General features: G+C 58.0%; 18 protein-coding genes and 2 tRNA genes. 1 reads left to right on the top strand and 19 read right to left on the bottom strand.

Annotated features, from left to right (window positions below):
• Positions 1-24 precede the first annotated feature (24 nt).
• The 13 genes from truB to rlmE form a co-directional block, all read right to left on the bottom strand.
• The gene (truB, locus tag HZ99_RS21785) at positions 25-942 is read right to left on the bottom strand and encodes a tRNA pseudouridine(55) synthase TruB (RefSeq protein WP_003176136.1); all 918 of its coding nucleotides are present in this window, start codon (positions 940-942) and stop codon (positions 25-27) included.
• Positions 943-945: 3 nt separating this feature from the next.
• The gene (rbfA, locus tag HZ99_RS21780; protein WP_029298974.1) at positions 946-1,341 is read right to left on the bottom strand and encodes a 30S ribosome-binding factor RbfA; all 396 of its coding nucleotides are present in this window, start codon (positions 1,339-1,341) and stop codon (positions 946-948) included.
• Between the two features lie 159 nt (positions 1,342-1,500).
• Positions 1,501-4,026, bottom strand: coding sequence for a translation initiation factor IF-2 (gene infB / locus HZ99_RS21775; protein ID WP_038445979.1), 2,526 nt, complete (start codon positions 4,024-4,026; stop codon positions 1,501-1,503).
• 27 nt (positions 4,027-4,053) lie between these two features.
• Entirely contained in the window at positions 4,054-5,535 is a 1,482-nt protein-coding gene (gene nusA, locus HZ99_RS21770; protein WP_038445977.1) for a transcription termination factor NusA, read from the bottom strand.
• 59 nt (positions 5,536-5,594) lie between these two features.
• Positions 5,595-6,053: a ribosome maturation factor RimP gene (gene rimP, locus HZ99_RS21765; protein ID WP_032873230.1), complete on the bottom strand. Its 459-nt coding sequence runs from the start codon at positions 6,051-6,053 to the stop codon at positions 5,595-5,597.
• 140 nt (positions 6,054-6,193) lie between these two features.
• Positions 6,194-6,270 (bottom strand) — tRNA-Met (locus tag HZ99_RS21760).
• A 96-nt stretch (positions 6,271-6,366) separates the two neighbouring features.
• A tRNA-Leu gene (locus HZ99_RS21755) sits at positions 6,367-6,452 on the bottom strand.
• Positions 6,453-6,473: 21 nt separating this feature from the next.
• Positions 6,474-6,857, bottom strand: coding sequence for a preprotein translocase subunit SecG (gene secG, locus HZ99_RS21750; protein WP_038445975.1), 384 nt, complete (start codon positions 6,855-6,857; stop codon positions 6,474-6,476).
• A gap of 4 nt (positions 6,858-6,861) precedes the next feature.
• Entirely contained in the window at positions 6,862-7,617 is a 756-nt protein-coding gene (gene tpiA / locus HZ99_RS21745; RefSeq protein ID WP_038445973.1) for a triose-phosphate isomerase, read from the bottom strand.
• Positions 7,618-7,683: 66 nt separating this feature from the next.
• Positions 7,684-9,021: a phosphoglucosamine mutase gene (gene glmM, locus HZ99_RS21740; protein ID WP_038445971.1), complete on the bottom strand. Its 1,338-nt coding sequence runs from the start codon at positions 9,019-9,021 to the stop codon at positions 7,684-7,686.
• A 16-nt stretch (positions 9,022-9,037) separates the two neighbouring features.
• The gene (gene folP / locus HZ99_RS21735) at positions 9,038-9,889 is read right to left on the bottom strand and encodes a dihydropteroate synthase (RefSeq protein ID WP_038445969.1); all 852 of its coding nucleotides are present in this window, start codon (positions 9,887-9,889) and stop codon (positions 9,038-9,040) included.
• A gap of 8 nt (positions 9,890-9,897) precedes the next feature.
• A complete protein-coding gene (ftsH, locus tag HZ99_RS21730; protein WP_038445967.1) occupies positions 9,898-11,808 on the bottom strand; it encodes an ATP-dependent zinc metalloprotease FtsH in 1,911 nt (636 codons plus the stop codon).
• 200 nt (positions 11,809-12,008) lie between these two features.
• Positions 12,009-12,659, bottom strand: coding sequence for a 23S rRNA (uridine(2552)-2'-O)-methyltransferase RlmE (gene rlmE, locus HZ99_RS21725; protein ID WP_038445965.1), 651 nt, complete (start codon positions 12,657-12,659; stop codon positions 12,009-12,011).
• A 106-nt stretch (positions 12,660-12,765) separates the two neighbouring features.
• On the opposite strand from rlmE, the gene HZ99_RS21720 reads away from it, so the two are divergent.
• Positions 12,766-13,074 (top strand): YhbY family RNA-binding protein, encoded by a 309-nt coding sequence (locus HZ99_RS21720; RefSeq protein ID WP_029298992.1) that lies wholly within the window; start codon positions 12,766-12,768, stop codon positions 13,072-13,074.
• Positions 13,075-13,082: 8 nt separating this feature from the next.
• Here the strand turns inward: HZ99_RS21720 and HZ99_RS21715 are convergent, their stop codons facing one another.
• The 6 genes from HZ99_RS21715 to dnaJ form a co-directional block, all read right to left on the bottom strand.
• A complete protein-coding gene (locus HZ99_RS21715; RefSeq protein ID WP_038445963.1) occupies positions 13,083-13,487 on the bottom strand; it encodes a hypothetical protein in 405 nt (134 codons plus the stop codon).
• A gap of 28 nt (positions 13,488-13,515) precedes the next feature.
• Positions 13,516-13,992 carry a transcription elongation factor GreA gene (gene greA / locus HZ99_RS21710; protein WP_032862903.1) on the bottom strand — a complete coding sequence of 159 codons (477 nt, stop codon included), beginning with the start codon at positions 13,990-13,992 and terminating at the stop codon, positions 13,516-13,518.
• Positions 13,989-17,210, bottom strand: coding sequence for a carbamoyl-phosphate synthase large subunit (gene carB, locus HZ99_RS21705; protein WP_038445961.1), 3,222 nt, complete (start codon positions 17,208-17,210; stop codon positions 13,989-13,991). The genes greA and carB overlap by 4 nt, the downstream gene beginning before the upstream one ends.
• A gap of 105 nt (positions 17,211-17,315) precedes the next feature.
• Positions 17,316-18,452, bottom strand: a complete 1,137-nt coding sequence (gene carA, locus HZ99_RS21700; protein WP_038445959.1) for a glutamine-hydrolyzing carbamoyl-phosphate synthase small subunit — start codon at positions 18,450-18,452, stop codon at positions 17,316-17,318.
• A 259-nt stretch (positions 18,453-18,711) separates the two neighbouring features.
• Entirely contained in the window at positions 18,712-19,518 is an 807-nt protein-coding gene (dapB, locus tag HZ99_RS21695) for a 4-hydroxy-tetrahydrodipicolinate reductase (RefSeq protein ID WP_038445957.1), read from the bottom strand.
• A gap of 10 nt (positions 19,519-19,528) precedes the next feature.
• Complete coding sequence (gene dnaJ / locus HZ99_RS21690; protein ID WP_038445955.1) at positions 19,529-20,653, bottom strand: molecular chaperone DnaJ; 1,125 nt, start codon at positions 20,651-20,653, stop codon at positions 19,529-19,531.
• Positions 20,654-20,684 lie beyond the last annotated feature (31 nt).

Here is a 20,684-nt window from a genome sequence, read left to right as displayed (position 1 = left end):
CTGTTAACAGCCACACTCGTTCGGTCATTCTGACCGAATCAGCCGACGCGGCGCGATGCGCCCGTCTTCGCTCACTTCACCGATACCGATAAAGCGACCGTTGTGATCTTGTACCCGCACCATGCCGAACTTCGGGGCATCCGGGGCGCGTACCGGCTGGCCGTTAAGCCAATAAAATGCGCTGTGCTCCGAGAAGTGCAGCAATGGCCAATCCAGCAAACCGCTGTCCGATGGCATCAGGAAGCGATCAACTGCTTCGTTGCCGCCTTCGGCGTGTACGGCTTCCAACTCTTCCAGCGTGACCGTCTGGGCCAGGGTGAAAGGACCGGCCTGGGTGCGCCGCAGTTCTGCAACGTACGCGCCGCAACCGAGCTGTTCACCAATATCTTCCACCAGGGTACGGATATAGGTGCCTTTGCTGCAGTCCACGGCCAAGCGGGCGGTGTCACCTTCACAGGCGAGCAATTCCAAGCGCGCAATAGTAACAGAACGCGGTTCGCGCTCCACTACTTCGCCCGCACGTGCCAGCTTGTAAAGAGGTTGTCCATCACGCTTGAGAGCCGAGTACATCGGCGGTATCTGACTGATTTGCCCACGAAAAGCAGGCAAGGCAGCCTCAATATCTGCACGACCAACGGTCACGTCGCGCACCTGCAGAACATCGCCTTCGGCGTCAGCCGTGGTGGTGGTCTTGCCCAATTGCATCAGGGTTTCGTAACCCTTGTCGGAATCGAGCAGGTATTGAGAGAACTTGGTGGCCTCGCCAAAACACAACGGCAGTACACCGGTGGCCAAAGGATCGAGGCTGCCGGTGTGCCCGGCCTTTTCGGCATTGAGCAACCAGCGGACCTTCTGCAACGCGGCATTGGAAGTAAAACCAATGGGCTTGTCGAGCAGGATGATGCCGCTGACGTTGCGACGGATACGTTTGACCTGAGCCACCGCTTACTCCTTGGCGTCTTCAGGTGTGGACGGGTGCTGATTGTCTTCAGCCACGGCGCGCTCGATCAGTGCCGACAGGTGCGCACCACGCACGACGCTTTCGTCGTAGTGGAAGTGCAACTGGGGAACACTGCGCAGCTTCATTTCACGGGCCAACTGCATACGCAGGAAACCTGCGGCAGAGTTGAGCACCTTGATGCTTTGCGCGATCTCTTCGCTGTTGTCCTGGCCCATCACGGTGATGAAGATCTTGGCGTGACCAACATCACGGCTCACTTCAACAGCGGTGATGGTGACCAGGCCAACGCGCGGGTCTTTGACTTCGCGACGGATCAGTTGGGCCAGCTCGCGCTGCATCTGATCGCCGATACGCTGGGTACGGCTGTATTCTTTTGCCATGTCTTGTTACCTGTTACTGCCACACGGTGAAACCCGTGGGGTCTGAAAGCGGCAAACGCCCGGCCTGACAAAAGCCAGACCGGGCGTTGCGTTTAGAGTCCGGACACTGCGCGGGGCATTTGCATGCCCATACGCGATGTGGCTCCTGAAGTGCGCGAGTTAGAGGCTGCGAGCAACCTGGACCTTCTCGTAGACTTCGATCTTGTCGCCAGGCTTGACGTCGTTGTAGCTCTTGACGCCGATACCGCATTCCATGCCGGCACGCACTTCGGAAGCGTCATCCTTGAAGCGGCGCAGGGATTCCAGCTCGCCTTCGAAGATAACAATGTCTTCGCGCAGTACACGGATTGGACGGTTACGGTACACAGTACCTTCGATAACCATGCAACCGGCGATCGCGCCGAACTTCGGCGAACGGAACACATCACGCACTTCGGCGATACCCAGGATGTTTTCCCGGACGTCACTGCCAAGCATGCCGGTAAGGGCTTTCTTGACGTCTTCGATGATGTCGTAGATGACGTTGTAGTAACGCATGTCCAGGCCTTCCTGCTCGACGATCTTGCGCGCGCCAGCATCGGCACGCACGTTGAAACCGAACAGTACAGCGTTGGAAGCCAGTGCCAGGTTGGCGTCGGACTCGGTGATACCACCGACACCGCCACCGACAACACGCACTTGCACTTCGTCGTTACCCAGGCCGTTCAAGGCGCCGTTCAACGCTTCAAGGGAGCCACGGACGTCAGACTTGAGGACGATATTAAGCGTCTTCTTCTCTTCCTGACCCATGTTCTCGAAGATGTTTTCCAGCTTGCCGGCGTGAGCACGGGCCAGCTTGACTTCGCGGAACTTGCCTTGACGGAACAGAGCCACTTCACGGGCTTTCTTCTCGTCGGCAACCACGCTCATCTCGTCGCCAGCGTCCGGAGTACCGTCCAGGCCGAGAATCTCGACCGGGATAGCAGGACCTGCTTCCTTGATTGGCTTGCCGTTCTCGTCGAGCATGGCACGTACACGGCCGTAGTTCGAACCGACCAGGACCATGTCGCCTTGGCGCAGGGTACCGTCTTGAACCAGAACGGTCGCAACCGGGCCACGACCCTTGTCGAGGCGGGATTCAACCACCACACCACGGCCAGGAGCCGATGGAGTAGCGGTCAGTTCCAGGACCTCGGCTTGCAACAGGACGGCTTCGAGCAGTTCGTCAACGCCAGTACCCATCTTCGCCGAGACCGGTACGAATGGAGTGTCGCCACCCCACTCTTCGGAAGTCACCCCGTGAACCGACAGTTCGCTACGGATGCGATCAAGATCGGCGCCCGGCTTGTCGATTTTGTTCACGGCAACCACCAGCGGCACACCAGCAGCCTTGGCATGCTGAACAGCTTCGATGGTTTGCGGCATCACACCGTCGTCCGCTGCAACCACCAGGATCACGATGTCGGTCGCCTTGGCACCACGGGCACGCATTGCGGTAAACGCAGCGTGACCAGGGGTGTCGAGGAACGTCACCATGCCGCGGTCGGTTTCAACGTGGTATGCACCGATGTGCTGGGTAATGCCGCCGGCTTCGCCCGCTGCAACCTTGGCACGACGGATGTAGTCGAGCAGGGAAGTCTTACCGTGGTCAACGTGGCCCATGACGGTCACGACAGGCGCACGGGAAACGGCTTCACCTTCAAACTTCAGGGACTCGGCCAGGGAATCTTCCAGGGCGGTGTCGCTGACCAGGATCACTTTGTGGCCCAGTTCTTCAGCAACCAGTTGGGCAGTTTCCTGGTCCAGTACCTGGTTGATGGTCGCCGGAGTGCCCAGTTTGAACATGAACTTGATGATTTCAGCAGCCTTGACCGACATCTGCTGGGCCAGATCGCCCACAGTGATGGTCTCGCCGATCTTCACTTCACGCACGACAGGGCCGGTTGGGCTCTGGAAACCGTGGGCGTTGCGTTTCTTCAGCTTGGCCTTGCCGCGACCACCACGACGGAAGCCATCGCTTTCTTCGTCGGTAGTACGTGGAGCAACGCGTGGAGCAGGCGCTTTCTCTTTGACCGAGGCACGATGTGGAGCGTTTTTGCGCTCGCCATCACCACCACCACTGCGACGATTGTTATCGTCGGCACGTGGTTTGTCCGGACGACGAGGTTCGTCGCGCTTGCGAGCGTCAGCGGCAGGTGCTGGTGCAGCGGCAACCGGAGCGGCCTCACGCACAGCTTCTACAGGCGCGCTAGGTGCAGCGACTGCGTCAGTCCCAGCAGGTTGCGCAGGAGCAGGCTGGCGACGCGCTTCTTCTTCGGCGCGACGCTTGGCTTCTTCTTCAGCCTTCTGACGGGCAGCATTTTCTACTGCGCGACGTTCGTCCATCTCGCGTTTGCGCTCGGCTTCGATTTCTTCCGGGCTGCGCTGCACGAAGACTTTCTTCTTGCGCACTTCAACGCTGATGCTCTTGCTACCAGCAACCCGCAGGGTGCTGGTCGTTTTGCGCTGCAATGTAATCTTGCGCGGTTCTTCCACTTTCGCCTTGTGGCTGCTTTTCAAGTGAGTCAGCAACGATTGCTTCTCACTGTCGCTCACATGTTCCTCGGCGGCGGTGTGCGGCAGACCTGCCTCACGCATCTGCTGCAACAGGCGCTCTACCGGTGTTTTGACCTCATCGGCCAGTTGTTTCACCGTGACTTGCGTCATGCACTTCTCTCCTCAGGCCGCGCCTAATTACTCGAACCAATGGGCTCGGGCGGCCATGATCAACTTGCCGGCACGATCATCGTCAATGCCGTCGATGTCGAGCAGGTCGTCAATAGACTGCTCGGCCAGGTCTTCGCGGGTAATTACGCCGCGCACCGCCAGTTCCATCGCCAAATCCTTGTCCATACCCTCAAGCGAGAGCAGGTCTTCGGCCGGATGGGCGTCTGCCAGCTTTTCCTCAGTAGCGATGGCTTTAGTCAACAAGCGATCCTTGGCCCGAGCGCGAAGCTCGTTGACGGTGTCTTCGTCAAAGCCGTCGATGTTGAGCATTTCCTCCACCGGTACGTAGGCAATCTCTTCCAGGCTGGTAAAGCCTTCATCTACCAGCACCTGTGCCAGGTCTTCGTCGACTTCCAGCTCGTCGATGAAGTTGCGCAGGATATCGCCGGTTTCTGCTTGCTGCTTAGCCTGGATGTCCGATTCGGTCATGACGTTCAGGGTCCAGCCAGTCAACTGGCTGGCCAGACGCACGTTCTGACCACCGCGACCGATGGCCTGGGCCAGATTGTCTGCGCCAACGGCGATGTCCATTGCATGGGCATCCTCGTCAACAATAATTGCCGCGACTTCAGCCGGGGACATGGCGTTGATCACGAATTGCGCCGGGTTATCGTCCCACAGCACGATATCCACACGCTCACCGCCCAATTCGCCCGATACTGCCTGGACGCGCGAACCGCGCATACCAATGCAAGCACCTTGCGGGTCGATGCGCTTGTCCTTGGAGCGGACCGCGATCTTGGCGCGAGAACCCGGGTCGCGGGACGCAGCCATGACTTCGATCAGGCCTTCGGCAATTTCTGGCACTTCGATGCGGAACAGCTCGATCAACATTTCCGGTGCAGTACGCGACAGGATCAGTTGAGGGCCACGGTTCTCGGTGCGGATTTCCTTGAGCAACGCACGCAAGCGCACGCCAACACGGAAGGTTTCGCGGGAAATGATGTCTTCACGGGCCAGCAACGCTTCAGCGTTGTTACCCAGATCGACGATCACGTTATCGCGGGTCACTTTCTTCACGGTGCCGGAGATGATTTCTCCCAGGCGCTCGCGATAGGCGTCAACAACCTGGGCGCGCTCGGCTTCGCGAACCTTTTGCACGATGACTTGCTTGGCAGTCTGTGCAGCGATACGACCGAACTCGATGGACTCGATCTTTTCTTCGACGACATCCCCCACCTGGGCACCAGGATGCGTTTGCGCAACCTTGCTTGGCCAGGTTTCGATGGCCGGATCATCAAGATCGGCTTCTTCGACGACCGTCCAGCGACGGAAAGTCTCATAGGCCCCGGTGTGGCGATTGATTTCCACACGCAGATCAACTTCGTCTTCAAAACGCTTTTTGGTAGCAGTGGCCAGGGCCAGCTCCAACGCTTCAAAAATCACGTTTGCCGGTACGCCCTTTTCATTGGATACCGACTCAACAACCAGCAGTACTTCTTTGCTCATCGTACGCCTCGCCTTTCGCAAGCCATTGGATCCGCGGGATCCGCAGTTTCTGGCACGTCTCAGTCAAAACTGGGAATAATGTTGGCCTTGTCGATCATATCGATCGGCAACAGGAACTCGTGATCTTCTACCTGCACCACTACATCCTGTTCTTCTACACCGCGCAGAAGGCCCTGAAAGTTGCGTCGCCCTTCAAAGGGAGATCGCAGCTTGATCTTCACTTGTTCACCGGCATATTTAGCAAACTGCTCAATAGTGAACAGTGGGCGTTCCATGCCTGGCGAGGAAACTTCGAGGGTGTATTCAACGGAAATCGGATCTTCAACATCCAGGACACCGCTGATCTGACGGCTGACAATGGCACAATCGTCCACCAGCACACCGCCCTCTTTATCGATATAAACGCGCAACATTGAGTGGCGACCTTGAGCCGAAAACTCAATACCCCAGCATTCATAGCCTAGGGCCACGACCACCGGGGCCAGCAAGGCCTGCAACTCTTCTAGCTTGCTCGACACCTGAACCCCCTCGTGCATGTATGTGCATGCTGTGCAAAATAAAAAAATGGGCGAAACGCCCATCCTTGAAACGCCGTCGAACAGCGGCGTTGAAAGTGTCCAGCTAACAAAAAGCCCCTTAAAAGGGGCTCCGCTAAAACTGGTTGCGGGGGCCGGATTTGAACCGACGACCTTCGGGTTATGAGCCCGACGAGCTACCAGACTGCTCCACCCCGCGACAAAGCTGGGGCGGAAGTATACGACCGATCCCTTGCAGGGTCAATGTAACCTTCCACCTACAAAAAAGCCCGCAACCGCGGGCTCTTCTGATAATTGGTACCGAGAAGGGGACTCGAACCCCTACACCCTATGGGCACAACCACCTCAAGGTTGCGTGTCTACCAATTCCACCACCTCGGCAATACAGCGTTTACAACCTTCTTACTTCTGCTCTTGAGCTGGAGGCACGTCAGTCGCTGGAGTAGCCGACTTTTGCTCTTGAAGCACCGGGACATCATCAGAAGCCGGTTTTGCTTTTGGAACTTCCAACACCGCTGGATCTGGTAAACCTGCTTGAGTCAGCACATTAGCTTTCTCTTTAGCAAAGTAACCTAACCCCAGGCTGGTTATGAAGAAACCGGCGGCAAGTATAGCAGTAAACTTACTAAGAAAGGTAGAGGAACCTTGGCTTCCGAACACAGTATTTGAAGCACCTGCCCCGAAAGACGCACCAGCGTCCGCACCTTTGCCCTGTTGCAGCAATACCAGAGCAACAACGCCCAGTGCACCCAACAGATGAAAAACGACTACGACTGTTTCCAGCATTTTCTCAGTTTCCCGCGGCGCGACAAATCGCACCGAACTCATCTGCATTCAGGGAAGCTCCACCAATGAGCCCCCCATCGATATCCGGCATGCCGAACAGTTCGACCGCATTGGCCGCCTTCACGCTGCCGCCGTATAGAAGCCGCACACCTTGCGCGACTTCAGAATTTTCTGCCGCCAACTGCGCGCGGATGGCTGCGTGCACATCCTGCGCCTGTTGCGGTGTAGCAGTCAGCCCGGTACCAATGGCCCAGACCGGCTCGTAAGCAATGACTGCCTTTGCAAATGCACCAACACCCAGCTCCTCAATGATGCTGCCCAGCTGACGCGAGACAACCTCAAGAGTCTTGCCCGACTCACGCTGCTCAAGGGTCTCCCCTATGCACAACACTGGAATCAGACCACAAGCCTGCGCTGCTGCGAACTTGCGATTGAGCGTCCCATCACGCTCGCCCATCATTTGACGGCGCTCGGAGTGCCCAACGAGCACATAGGAACAACCCGCATCAACCAGTTGACTCGGCGAAATCTCACCGGTCAACGCACCCTGCATGGCTTCTACTGCGCAATTCTGTGCGCCGACCTCGATCGACTTGCCTTTCAAGCCATCAACCACCTGGTTGATATGCAAGCAAGGCGGGAATACCGCGATATCGACACCGCTCGGCAGGGCCAGGTGACGAAGGCCATTGACCAGCTCAGCGACACTGGCGCGGGTACCGTGCATCTTCCAGTTACCAGCTACCATAGTGCGACGCATGCTGTACCTCGTCGGTCAAAGTGGGCGCAGATGTTACCCAACCGCATCAACACTGGCAAGCCGAATTCAGGCGCAAACTTCAGTTACCAGTTTTGCCAGCTCTTCGGCATAGCCACGAACCTGTGTTTCATCATCGCCCTCGACCATGACGCGCACCAAAGGCTCGGTCCCAGACTTGCGCAACAAGACCCGCCCACGACCCGCCATGGCGACAGTAACGCGCTCACAGGCCTCTTTGATCGCCGGGTGCTCGATAGGATTTTCGCCCCCCGAGAAACGCACATTGAGCAGAACCTGAGGACACTTGCGTAGCGCCTGGCGCGCCTGAGCCAGGCTTTCCTCACGGCGACGCAAGGCCAATAGCACCTGCAACGCCGCGATGATCGCATCACCGGTAGTGGTGTGCTGGAAGCACACGACATGTCCCGAATTCTCCCCACCTACGACCCAGTTACGCTCCAGCAACTCAGCAATCACGTAACGGTCGCCTACATTGGCACGCACGAACGGAACCCCCAAGTCGGCCAGGGCCAGTTCCAGCCCCAGATTGCTCATCAGGGTACCGACGACGCCGCCTTGCAGCTTGTTACGCTCATGCAGGTCGCGGGCAATGATGAACAACAGGTCGTCACCGTCGACGATGGCACCGGTATGATCGACCATCAATACGCGGTCACCGTCGCCATCGAAGGCAATACCCAGGTCCGCGTGCTCGGCCAATACCGCCGCCTGCAATTGCCCCATATGGGTCGAACCGCAGTTGTCGTTGATGTTCAGGCCGTTGGGCTGGGCCGACAGCACCGTGACTTCGGCGCCCAACTCCTTGAATACGCTGGGAGCAACCTTGTAGGTCGCACCGTGGGCACAGTCGATGACCACCTTGAGCCCGGAAAAATTGGTACTGGTAGGCACGCTGCTTTTGCAAAATTCGATATAACGACCTGAAGCGTCGTTGATCCGTGAAACCTTGCCCAGCTTGCTCGACTCGACGACAGTCATCGGCGCATCCAGCAGTTCTTCAATCATATGCTCGATCTCGTCCGGCAACTTAGTGCCCTGGCCCGAGAAGAACTTGATGCCATTGTCATCATGGGGATTGTGCGAAGCGCTGATCACGATCCCGGCTTGCGCGTGAAAGGTACGCGTCAGATATGCGATCGCCGGCGTAGGCATCGGCCCCAGCAACATCACGTCAGCCCCGGCAGCGGACAAGCCCGCCTCCAGTGCAGACTCAAACATATAGCCGGAAATCCGCGTGTCCTTGCCGACCAGGATGCGGCATGCACCCATGCTGCGGAAGGCCATCCCGGCCGCCCAGCCCAGCTTGAGCATGAAATCCGGAGTGATCGGAAACTCGCCGACCCGACCACGAATGCCGTCGGTGCCAAAATATTTCTTTGTCATAAGTGCTCCATCATTCTTATTCGGCTGATTCTACCGCTTCGATCATCCGCACTACGTCAACAGTCTCGGCCACATCGTGCACCCGCAGAATACGCGCGCCCTTGGCAACAGCCAGGGCCGCCAGGGCCAGGCCACCATGCAGGCGCTCGCCCACAGGGCGATTCAGGGCCATGCCTATCATGCTCTTGCGCGACACCCCAACCAACAGAGGGCGACCAAGGGCATGCAGCGACTCCATATGCTTGAACAAGCTCAAGTTGTGCTGCAGGGTTTTGGCAAAACCAAACCCGGGATCGAGAATAATCCGCTCAGCAACAATTCCCGCAACGGCGCATTGGGCAATGCGTCCGGCAAGAAATTCCGCCACTTCTTCAACCAGGTTGTCGTAATGCGGGGCATCCTGCATCGTCCCGGGCTCGCCGCGCATATGCATCAGGCAGACGGGCAACCCGGTAGCCGCAGCAGCATCCATCGCACCATCGCGCCGCAATGAGCGCACATCGTTGATCAGCCCGGCCCCGAGCCGCGCGGTTTCACGCATAACGGCGGGCGTCGAGGTGTCTACCGAAATGATTACATCCAGTTCGCGATGGATTCGCTCGACAATCGGCGCAACACGCTCCATTTCCTCCAAAGGGGAAACAGCACGCGCGCCAGGCCGGGTCGATTCGCCACCGACATCGATAATGGTCGCACCCGCAGCCACCATCGCCTCTGCATGGCGCAACGCTACATCCAACTGGTCGAAGCGGCCACCGTCGGAAAAGGAGTCAGGGGTTGCATTAAGAATGCCCATAACGTGAGTACGGGCCAAATCAAGAACCCGGTTGCCGCAAGGCAACCGGGTGGAGGACAACACAGAAGTCATTTCAAACCTTAAAGGTCGGCAGCTGGACCGCCGATTGGATTTTCCGGGCGTTCATTCTGTACCACTGGCGGCGTGCCAGAAGTACCCGAACCCCCTTCCCAATCACGAGGCTCGCGAGGAGCACGGCCAGCCATGATGTCGTCGATCTGCTCAGCATCGATGGTTTCGTACTTCATCAAGGCATCCGCCATGGCATCGAGCTTGTCACGGTTATCGGTAAGGATCTGCTTGGCCGTGCCATAGCACTGGTCAATGATACTGCGCACCTCAGAGTCGATCAGCTTGGCAGTCTCGCCGGAGAAGCTGGCACTTTGACCGCCGCCGCCACGCCCCAGGAATACTTCGCCTTCTTCTTCGGCATACATCAGCGGGCCGAGTTTTTCCGACAAGCCCCACTTGGTAACCATATTCCGCGCAATCTGGCTGGCACGCATGATGTCATTGGACGCACCGGTGGTTACACCGTCGAAGCCCAAGGTCATCTCTTCCGCAATACGACCGCCATACAGCGAGCAGATCTGGCTGATCAGGGCACGCTTGGAAAGACTGTAGCGATCCTCTTCCGGCAGGAACATGGTGACACCCAATGCCCGACCACGAGGAATGATCGATACCTTGTAGACCGGGTCATGCTCAGGCACAACGCGACCGACAATGGCGTGACCGGCTTCGTGATAAGCAGTGTTCTGCTTCTCTTTCTCGGACATAACCATGGATTTGCGCTCGGCGCCCATCATGATCTTGTCTTTGGCCAGCTCGAACTCCTTCATCTCCACGATGCGCTTGCCGGTACGGGCAGCGAACAAGGAAGCCTCGTTCACCAGGTTGGCCAGGTCGGCACCGGAGAAACCAGGCGTACCACGGGCAATCACACCCGGAACCACGTCATCGCCCATTGGCACTTTGCGCATATGGACCTTGAGAATCTGCTCGCGGCCACGGATATCTGGCAAACCGACCACAACCTGACGGTCGAAACGGCCCGGACGCAACAGTGCCGGGTCAAGTACGTCAGGGCGGTTGGTGGCGGCAATAACGATGATGCCGTCGTTCATTTCAAAGCCGTCCATCTCCACCAGCAACTGGTTGAGAGTCTGTTCGCGCTCATCGTGCCCCCCACCCATGCCAGCACCACGATGGCGACCGACAGCATCGATTTCATCAATGAAGATGATGCACGGCGCATGTTTCTTGGCCTGCTCGAACATGTCACGCACCCGGCTGGCACCCACACCGACGAACATCTCGACAAAGTCAGAACCGGAAATGGTGAAGAACGGTACCTTGGCTTCACCGGCAATCGCCTTGGCAAGCAGGGTTTTACCGGTGCCCGGAGGACCGACCATCAGTACGCCGCGAGGAATGCGACCGCCCAAGCGCTGGAACTTGCCTGGGTCACGCAGGAACTCGACCAGTTCGCCGACCTCTTCCTTGGCTTCGTCGCAACCGGCAACGTCAGCCAGGGTAGTCTTTACCTGGTCTTCGGAAAGCAGGCGCGCCTTACTCTTGCCGAAACTCATCGGCCCGCCCTTGCCCCCCGCCCCGCCTTGCATCTGGCGCATGAAGAACATGAACACAGCGATAATCACCAGGATCGGGAAGCTGGCTACCAGCAACTGAGTCCAGATGCTCTGCTGCTCAGGCTGCTTGCCCTCGACAATAACCTTGTTATCCACCAGGTCACCGATCAGGCCGTTGTCCTGAATTGCCGGACGAATGGTCTTGAAGCTATCGCCATCGTTGCGCTTGCCGGTGATCACGTAGCCATCAACCGCTACGCGCTCGACCTTGCCATCCTTAACTTGCTGGATGAAGTCGGAATAGTTGAGGGTCTGCGGCTCGTTAGGGCTGGAGAAGTTGTTCATCACCGTCACCAGGACAGCCGCGATGATCAACCACAGGATCAGATTCTTTGCCATATCGTTCAATTAACTACCCTCTGAAGCAAGCTCCGCTACTGGCGCGCGCTTCGCATGATATTCACCGGCCTAACTTACTACATTACCTACAACTCTGGCAGGCGCCGTCTGTAACCCTTTGTGAAACTTTGACTACACAATATTCGTAAAGCTTCGTGACGAAAGCGATATAAAAAAACCTATCGACCCCCTTAAAACCTTTAAAGACGCTCATCACTGGCAGCGCCTTCCACACCGCGATAGCCGCGGCCCAGCAAATACTGCTCGCGAGACCTGTCCCTCGAGGAGTCAGGCTTGCGGGTCTGCACCTTGTCGAACAGCTTGCGCATGTTCTTGTGGTACTCGTCAAAACCTTCTCCAAGGAAGACCTTGACCAGAAAATCACCACCCGGACGCAGAACCCGTCCTGCCAGATCCAGTGCCAATTCGCACAGGAACATGGCGCGTGGCATATCCACGGCTGGTAATCCACTCATATTGGGGGCCATATCCGAAATCACAAGGTCTACCTGTGAATTTCCGACAGCCTCGAGGATCTGCGCCAGTACGTCATCGCGGGTAAAGTCGCCATGGACGAAGGTCACGTCAGGGATGCTGTCCATTTCCAGGATGTCGGAAGCGATCAAACGGCCTTGCCCACCAATCAGACGACTGGTCACCTGGGACCAGCCGCCAGGGGCTGCACCAAGATCGATTACGCTCATGCCTGGACGGATCAACCGGTCCTTTTCCTGGATTTCCAGCAGTTTGTAGCTGGCCCGGGAACGGTAGCCATCCTTTTGCGCCTTTTTGACGTAAGGATCGTTGAAATGCTCTTTAAGCCAGTTAAGGCTGGTTTTGGAACGGGCCACGGGCCACCTCGAAAATAAAACGGGTCGTGATTAACTGGGCGGTCCCGGACTCGCTCGGGTAAACTGGCCGCCGCTTTTTTACAAGATCAGACGCAGGGGTCAGATTATGCCGCTCACTCAAGAGCAGAAGAAACAGTACAAATCCATTGGCCACCATCTGAAACCAGTTTTGATCGTGGCCGACAACGGTTTGACTGAAGGTGTGTTAGCCGAACTTGAACGCGCATTAGGCGATCACGAGTTGATCAAGATCAAGGTCAATATCCTTGATCGCGAAGCGCGCCTGGCCGCCATTGCAGAATTGTGCAAGGTGGGCAAGGCAGACCTGGTTCAGGTCATCGGCAAGATGGCACTGCTGTATCGCAAGAATTTCAGCGCCAACAAGCAATTGTCGAACGTTCACCGCTTCAAATGATTCAAGGGTCACGGGCGTGCTTCGCGCGCCCTGCCACTCCATCCTGGCACCGGCTGTACCACCAGCACCAAGCCGGAAAACCCTAGCACAAGATAGCTGAACAGCTGCCAGCGCAACGCTTCCGGCTGCAATATGCGCACCATGCAATACATTGCGCACGCATACAGCGCCATCAACAGCAGTTGCCCACGCATATCCCGCCACAAACCCTCCAACCCCTCGGCCTTGACCAGCACCAATGCCTGAAGAATCACGCACGCCGCCGCAAACCCTACCAGCAGCTCACTCAATAATCCGCCAATCTCATCGATCAGCAACGGCGCCAGGCCAATCATGCCCAGCACCGGCAATACACCCAGATGTAACAGCCACAAGCCACCGACCCAGAGCATCTGGGCCAACTGCCAAAGCATGGCGCCCGCTGGAAGCGGGCGCCGTCTTTCAGATGTGACGAACTTCGACAATCTCGTACTCGATCACGCCACCAGGCGTCTTGACGGCGACCACGTCACCCTCTTCCTTGGCGATCAAGGCACGGGCCAGCGGCGAACCGACAGATATCTTGCCGAGCTTGAAGTCAGCCTCGTCCTCACCCACGATGTGGTAAGTCACGCTTTCATCAGTCTCGACGTTGGCGATTTCCACAGTCGTACCAAAAATCACCTTGCCGGTCTTCGGAATGGTCGTGACATCGATGATGACGGCATTCTGCATGCGCCCCTCGATATCACGGATCCGCGCCTCGACCATACCTTGCTGCTCACGGGCAGCGTGGTATTCGGCGTTTTCCTTCAAGTCTCCCAGCTCACGGGCCGTCCCGATGTCCTGGCTCAGCTTTGGACGTACGACCTTAGTCAGATGGGCGTGCTCCTCTTCCAGGGCCTTGGCGCCCTGGACTGTCATAGGGTATTTGATCATGCCTTCAATCCTGCGTGTAGATCCTGCAAGCGACGCACAGTCTTTTCCGGACCGAACTTGAGCGCTTCACAGATGGCTTCGCCAGCAGCAATAGTGGTGGTGCAGTAGATCTTGTGCTGCAAGGCGTTACGACGAATGGAGTAGGAATCCGCGATCGACTGGCGACCTTCGGTGGTGTTGATGATCAGGGTGACTTCGTCATTCTTGATCATATCGACCACATGTGGACGACCTTCCGTTACCTTGTTCACGCGACGCACTTTCAGGCCAGCCGCTTCAATCAGCTTGGCAGTGCCGGCAGTGGCCACGACTTCGAAGCCCAAGTTGATCAGATCACGGGCCACGCCTGCAACCAGTGGCTTGTCATCATCACGCACACTGATAAACGCAGTACCGCCGGTCGGCAACACTTCGCTGGCGCCCATCTGGGCCTTGGCGAATGCTTCGCCGAAAGTATCGCCCACGCCCATCACCTCACCGGTGGACTTCATCTCTGGGCCCAGGATCGGGTCCACGCCAGGGAATTTGGCGAATGGGAACACCGCCTCCTTCACACTGTAGAAGTTCGGAATGATTTCCTTGGTGAAGCCGATTTCCTTCAAGGTCTTACCAGCCATCACACGAGCGGCAATCATCGCCAGGGACACACCGATGCACTTGGAAACAAACGGCACGGTACGCGAAGCACGCGGGTTGACTTCGATGACGTAAATGTCTTCACCTTGCAGCGCCAACTGTACGTTCATCAGGCCGACAACCCCCAATTCCAGGGCCATTTTCTTTACCTGCTCGCGCATCTCATCCTGGATGTGCAGCGGCAGCGAGTACGGTGGCAGGGAGCACGCGGAGTCACCGGAGTGAACACCCGCCTGTTCGATGTGCTGCATGATCGCGCCGATCACCACGTCGGTACCGTCGCAGACCGCATCCACGTCCATCTCGATGGCACAGTTGAGGAAGTGGTCCAGCAGCACCGGGCTGTCGTTGGACACTTTCACCGCATCACGCAGGTAGCGCTTGAGTTCGTCCTCTTCGTAGACGATTTCCATCGCCCGGCCGCCCAGTACGTAGGACGGACGAACCACCAACGGGTAGCCGATCTTGCTGGCTGCACGGATGGCTTCGTCTTCGCTGCGCACGGTAGCGTTTGGCGGCTGGCGCAGGTTCAGGCGCTCGACCATTTGCTGGAAACGCTCACGATCTTCCGCGCGGTCGATGGCGTCAGGACTGGTACCGATGATCGGCACACCGGCCGCTTCCAGGGCACGCGCCAGCTTCAGCGGGGTTTGCCCGCCGTACTGGACGATCACGCCTTTTGGCTTCTCGACGCGCACGATTTCCAGCACGTCTTCCAGGGTCACTGGCTCGAAGTACAGACGATCGGAGGTGTCGTAGTCAGTGGAAACGGTTTCCGGGTTGCAGTTGACCATGATGGTCTCGTACCCGTCTTCGCGCAGGGCTAGAGCGGCGTGTACGCAGCAGTAGTCGAACTCGATACCCTGGCCGATACGGTTTGGACCGCCGCCGAGGATCATGATCTTGTCACGACCCGACGGCGCGGCTTCGCACTCCTCCTCATAGGTGGAGTACAGGTAGGCAGTGTCGGTAGAGAACTCGGCCGCGCAGGTGTCAACACGCTTGTAGACCGGGAAGATCTCCAGCTTGTGGCGATGAGTGCGCAGGTTTTTCTCAGTCACGCCCAGCAGCTTGGCCAGACGCTGGTCGGAGAAGCCTTTGCGTTTGAGGCGGAACATCATGTCGCGGTCGATGCTGGCCAGACCCAGCGTCTTGACCTTCTCTTCTTCCTTGATCAGATCTTCGATCTGTACCAGGAACCACGGGTCGATCATGTTCATGCCGAAGATGTCTTCGACGGTCATGCCGGCGCGGAAGGCGTCAGCCACGTACCAGATACGCTCGGCGCCTGGCACCGTCAGCTCACGCTTGAGGATGCTCATGCTTTCCGGATTGCTCAGATCGAGCTTCTCGTCCAGGCCGCAAACCCCCACTTCCAGGCCGCGCAGGGCTTTCTGCAGGGATTCCTGGAACGTCCGGCCAATAGCCATGACTTCACCGACCGACTTCATTTGCGTGGTCAGGCGCGCGTCAGCCTTGGCAAACTTTTCAAAGGCAAAGCGCGGCAGCTTGGTAACGACGTAATCGATGGACGGCTCGAAGGACGCCGGGGTCTTGCCGCCGGTAATGTCGTTCGACAACTCGTCCAAGGTGTAGCCCACAGCCAGCTTGGCCGCAACCTTGGCAATCGGGAAGCCGGTAGCTTTCGAAGCCAGGGCCGAGGACCGGGATACACGCGGGTTCATCTCGATCACGACCATGCGACCGGTGTCCGGGCAGATGCCGAACTGAACGTTGGAACCGCCAGTCTCCACGCCGATCTCACGCAGTACCGCCAGGGAGGCGTTACGCAGAATCTGGTATTCCTTGTCCGTCAGAGTCTGTGCTGGAGCCACAGTGATCGAGTCACCAGTGTGCACGCCCATCGGGTCGAAGTTTTCAATGGAGCAGACGATGATGCAGTTGTCGTTCTTATCGCGGACAACCTCCATCTCATATTCTTTCCAACCGATCAGGGATTCGTCGATCAACAGCTCTTTGGTCGGCGACAGGTCCAGACCACGGGCACAGATTTCTTCGAACTCTTCACGGTTGTACGCAATACCGCCACCGGTACCGCCCATGGTGAAGGACGGACGGATGATGCATGGGAAGCCCAGGGTCTCGAGGACCGCATTGGCTTCTTCCATGCTATGGGCGATACCCGAGCGCGGGCAGGCCAGGCCGATGGACTTCATGGCCTTGTCGAAACGCGAACGGTCTTCAGCCTTGTCGATGGTGTCGGCATTGGCACCGATCATCTCTACGCCGAATTTTTCCAGGACGCCTTCGCGCTCCAGGTCCAGGGCGCAGTTCAGTGCAGTCTGGCCACCCATGGTCGGCAGCAGTGCGTCAGGACGTTCTTTCTCGATGATCTTGGCAACGGTCTGCCACTTGATCGGCTCGATGTAGGTAGCGTCGGCCATGGCCGGGTCGGTCATGATGGTGGCCGGGTTGGAGTTCACCAGGATGACGCGGTACCCCTCTTCGCGCAGGGCCTTGCAGGCCTGGGCGCCGGAGTAGTCGAATTCGCAGGCCTGGCCGATAACGATCGGGCCAGCGCCGAGAATCAGGATGCTTTTTATGTCTGTACGTTTTGGCATGGGTTTGTCACTCAAATCCGCAGGTCAGTCGGCAAGCCGTCTTGAACAATCTTTGAAGAGCTTGCGGGGGCCACCGACATTCGGGGCCACCCGCAAGCCACTCAGTCAGCGTCGCTTGGCCATCTCATTGATGAAACGGTCGAACAGCGGCGCTACGTCGTTCGGGCCCGGGCTCGCTTCAGGATGGCCCTGGAAGCTGAACGCGCTCTTGTCGGTGCGCTCGATACCCTGCAGGGAACCGTCGAACAGCGATTTGTGAATGGCGCGCACGTTGGCTGGCAAGGTGGCTTCATCCACCGCAAAACCATGGTTCTGGCTGGTGATCATCACCACACCCGTGTCCAGGTCCTGTACCGGGTGGTTCGCACCGTGATGCCCATGACCCATTTTCAGAGTCTTGGCGCCGGAGGCCAGGGCCAGCAGTTGGTGACCAAGGCAAATACCGAATACCGGGATCTCAGTGTCCAGCACTTCCTTGATGGCCTTGATGGCGTAGTCGCATGGCTCGGGATCGCCCGGGCCGTTGGACAGGAACACGCCATCCGGTTGCAGGGCCAGCACGTCGCAGGCTGGGGTTTGCGCCGGCACGACGGTTACGCGACAGCCGCGCTCGACCAGCATCCGCAGGATGTTGTACTTCACGCCGTAATCATAAGCGACCACGTGGTAAGGCAACTCAGTGGCTTCGATAGTCGCGTGGCTGTCAGTCTTCAAGTCCCAGACAGTGGAGCGCCACTCGTACTGCTCTTGGGTGCTGACGACTTTCGCCAGGTCCATGCCTTTCAGGCCGGGGAAGCCTTGCGCTGCAGCAATCGCTGCGTCTTCGCAAATATTGTCACCAACCATGATGCAGCCATTCTGCGAGCCTTTTTCACGCAGGATGCGTGTCAGGCGGCGCGTATCGATACCGGCAATCGCCACAACGTTGTTGGCTTTCAGGTAATCGGACAGCGACATCGTGTTGCGCCAGTTGCTCGCAACCAGTGGCAGGTCACGAATCACCAGGCCAGCCGACCAGACACGATCAGACTCGACATCTTCCGGCGTAGTGCCAGTGTTGCCGATGTGCGGATAGGTCAGGGTAACGATCTGCTGGGCGTAGGAAGGATCGGTAAGGATTTCCTGATAGCCGGTCATGGCGGTGTTGAACACCACCTCTCCAACGGTCTGACCGTCGGCTCCAATGGCTTCGCCGCGAAAAATGCTGCCATCAGCAAGGGCGAGTATGGCTGGCTTAGTCAAGAAGACCTCCCGTAAATAAAGCCTGAAAGGGCGATCGCAGGTTGTAAAAAAGCGGAGTGACGTATGGACACGTCACCCCGCTTCTTCACTGAATTATTCTGCGCGCTTTTAGTGGACACACTAAAGCTGTAGCTTACAGAAAAAGGCTTTTTTGGTCCACCGCTAAAGAGCCTAAAAGGCAGGAGAATGCGACAGGACGTCGCTTAGCGGGTAAAAACGGGGCCCTAGAGTAATACCCAGGGCCCGCTTTTGCTAGCAATTAACGCAGATCAAGCACGTCCTGCATATCGTACAGACCCGCTTCGCGCCCCTCCAGCCATAAGGCCGCACGCACCGCGCCCTTGGCGAAGGTCATGCGACTGGAGGCCTTGTGGGTAATCTCCAGGCGCTCACCTTCGGCAGCAAACAACACCGTGTGATCACCCACCACATCACCACCGCGCACGGTGGCAAAGCCAATGGTCTCGCGCTCGCGTATACCGGTATGGCCTTCGCGGCCATACACCGCGACTTTCGACAGGTCGCGCCCCAAGGCATCGGCAATCACTTCACCCATGCGCATGGCGGTACCCGATGGCGCATCGACCTTGTGCCGGTGATGCGCCTCGATGATCTCGATATCCGCATCATCGCCCAGCACCCGCGCAGCCATGTCGAGCAACTTCAGCGACAGGTTGACGCCCACACTGAAGTTGGCGGCAAACACAATAGGAATGTCCTTGCCCGCGGCGACAAGCAACTGCTTCTGCTCGGCATTCAGGCCGGTGGTGCCAATAACCATGGCCTTGCCCGCCTTGCGGCAGAACGCCAGGTTTTTCAGCATCACTTCGGGCAAGGTGAAGTCGATCAACACATCAAACTCATCAGCCACTTGTTCCAGACTGCCAGACAACGCCACACCGATCCGCCCCAATGAGGCCAGCTCGCCAGCATCGGCGCCGATCAGTGTACTGCCCGGGCGTACGATTGCCGCAGTCAACCCAGAGAGAGGCGAGCGCTGCTGCACCGCCTCCACCAGGTTCTTGCCCATGCGCCCGGCAGCGCCCATTACAGCTATACGTCGCATATCCACGTCCTTAGAGATCGCCGAAGAAGCGCTTCACGCCTTCAAACCAGCCAGCAGTCTTGGGCGAATGGGAGCCATCACCGTCCAGCGAGCTGCGGAACTCTTCGAGCAACTCACGCTGACGGCGATCCAGATTGACAGGAGTCTCGACAGCCACTCGGCACATCAAGTCGCCAGCCCCGCCGCCACGCACCGGCGCAACGCCCTTGCCACGGATACGGAACTGCTTACCGGTCTGCGTCCCCTCCGGGATCTTCAGTTTGACCCGCCCATCGAGGGTCGGAATCTCCAGCTCGCCGCCCAGGGCCGCATCGACAAAACTGATCGGCACTTCGCAGAACAGGTGCTTGCCGTCGCGCTGGAAGATCGAGTGCTCGCGCACATTGATCACCACATACAGATCGCCCGTCGGGCCACCCTGGGTTCCCGCCTCGCCCTCACCCGACAAACGGATGCGGTCGCCGGTATCGACACCCGCCGGCACCTTCACCGACAAGGTCTTGTACTCTTCGACACGCCCTTCGCCGTGACAGGAGTCGCACGGATCGGAAATGATCTTGCCCTGCCCATGGCAACGCGGGCAGGTTTGCTGCACAGAAAAGAAGCCCTGCTGCATGCGCACCTGACCAATACCGCCACAGGTCGGGCAAGTGATCGGCGAAGAGCCCTTCTTGGCACCCGAACCGTCACACGGCTTGCAGTTGACCAGCGTCGGTACGCGGATGTTGACGCTGGTGCCGCGCACGGCCTCCTCCAGGTTCAACTCCAGGGTGTAGCGCAAGTCACTGCCACGCTGGGCACCGCCGCGCTGACCGCCGCGACCGCCGCCGAAGAAGTCGCTGAATACATCGCCGAAGATATCGGAGAAGTTCTGCCCGCCAAAACCGGCACCGCCGCCCCCCATGCCCGGATCGACACCGGCGTGGCCGTACTGGTCGTAGGCTGCACGCTTGTTCGGATCACACAGGCATTCGTAGGCCTCGTTGGCCTCTTTGAACATTTCTTCGGATTCTTTGTTATCCGGATTACGGTCCGGGTGGTGCTTCATCGCCAGGCGACGGTAGGCCTTCTTCAGGTCTGCCTCGCTGGAGCCGCGCTCCACACCCAACACTTCGTAATAGTCACGCTTTGCCATAAGTCTTTGCACTCTTAAGGACGTCCAGCAA

Origin of the sequence: Pseudomonas fluorescens, assembly GCF_000730425.1 — a bacterium.
GTDB classification, from domain to species: Bacteria; Pseudomonadota; Gammaproteobacteria; order Pseudomonadales; family Pseudomonadaceae; genus Aquipseudomonas; species Aquipseudomonas fluorescens_X.
The sequence above is the reverse complement of the archived record's forward strand: the minus strand, read 5'-3'. Positions and strand labels throughout refer to the sequence as shown.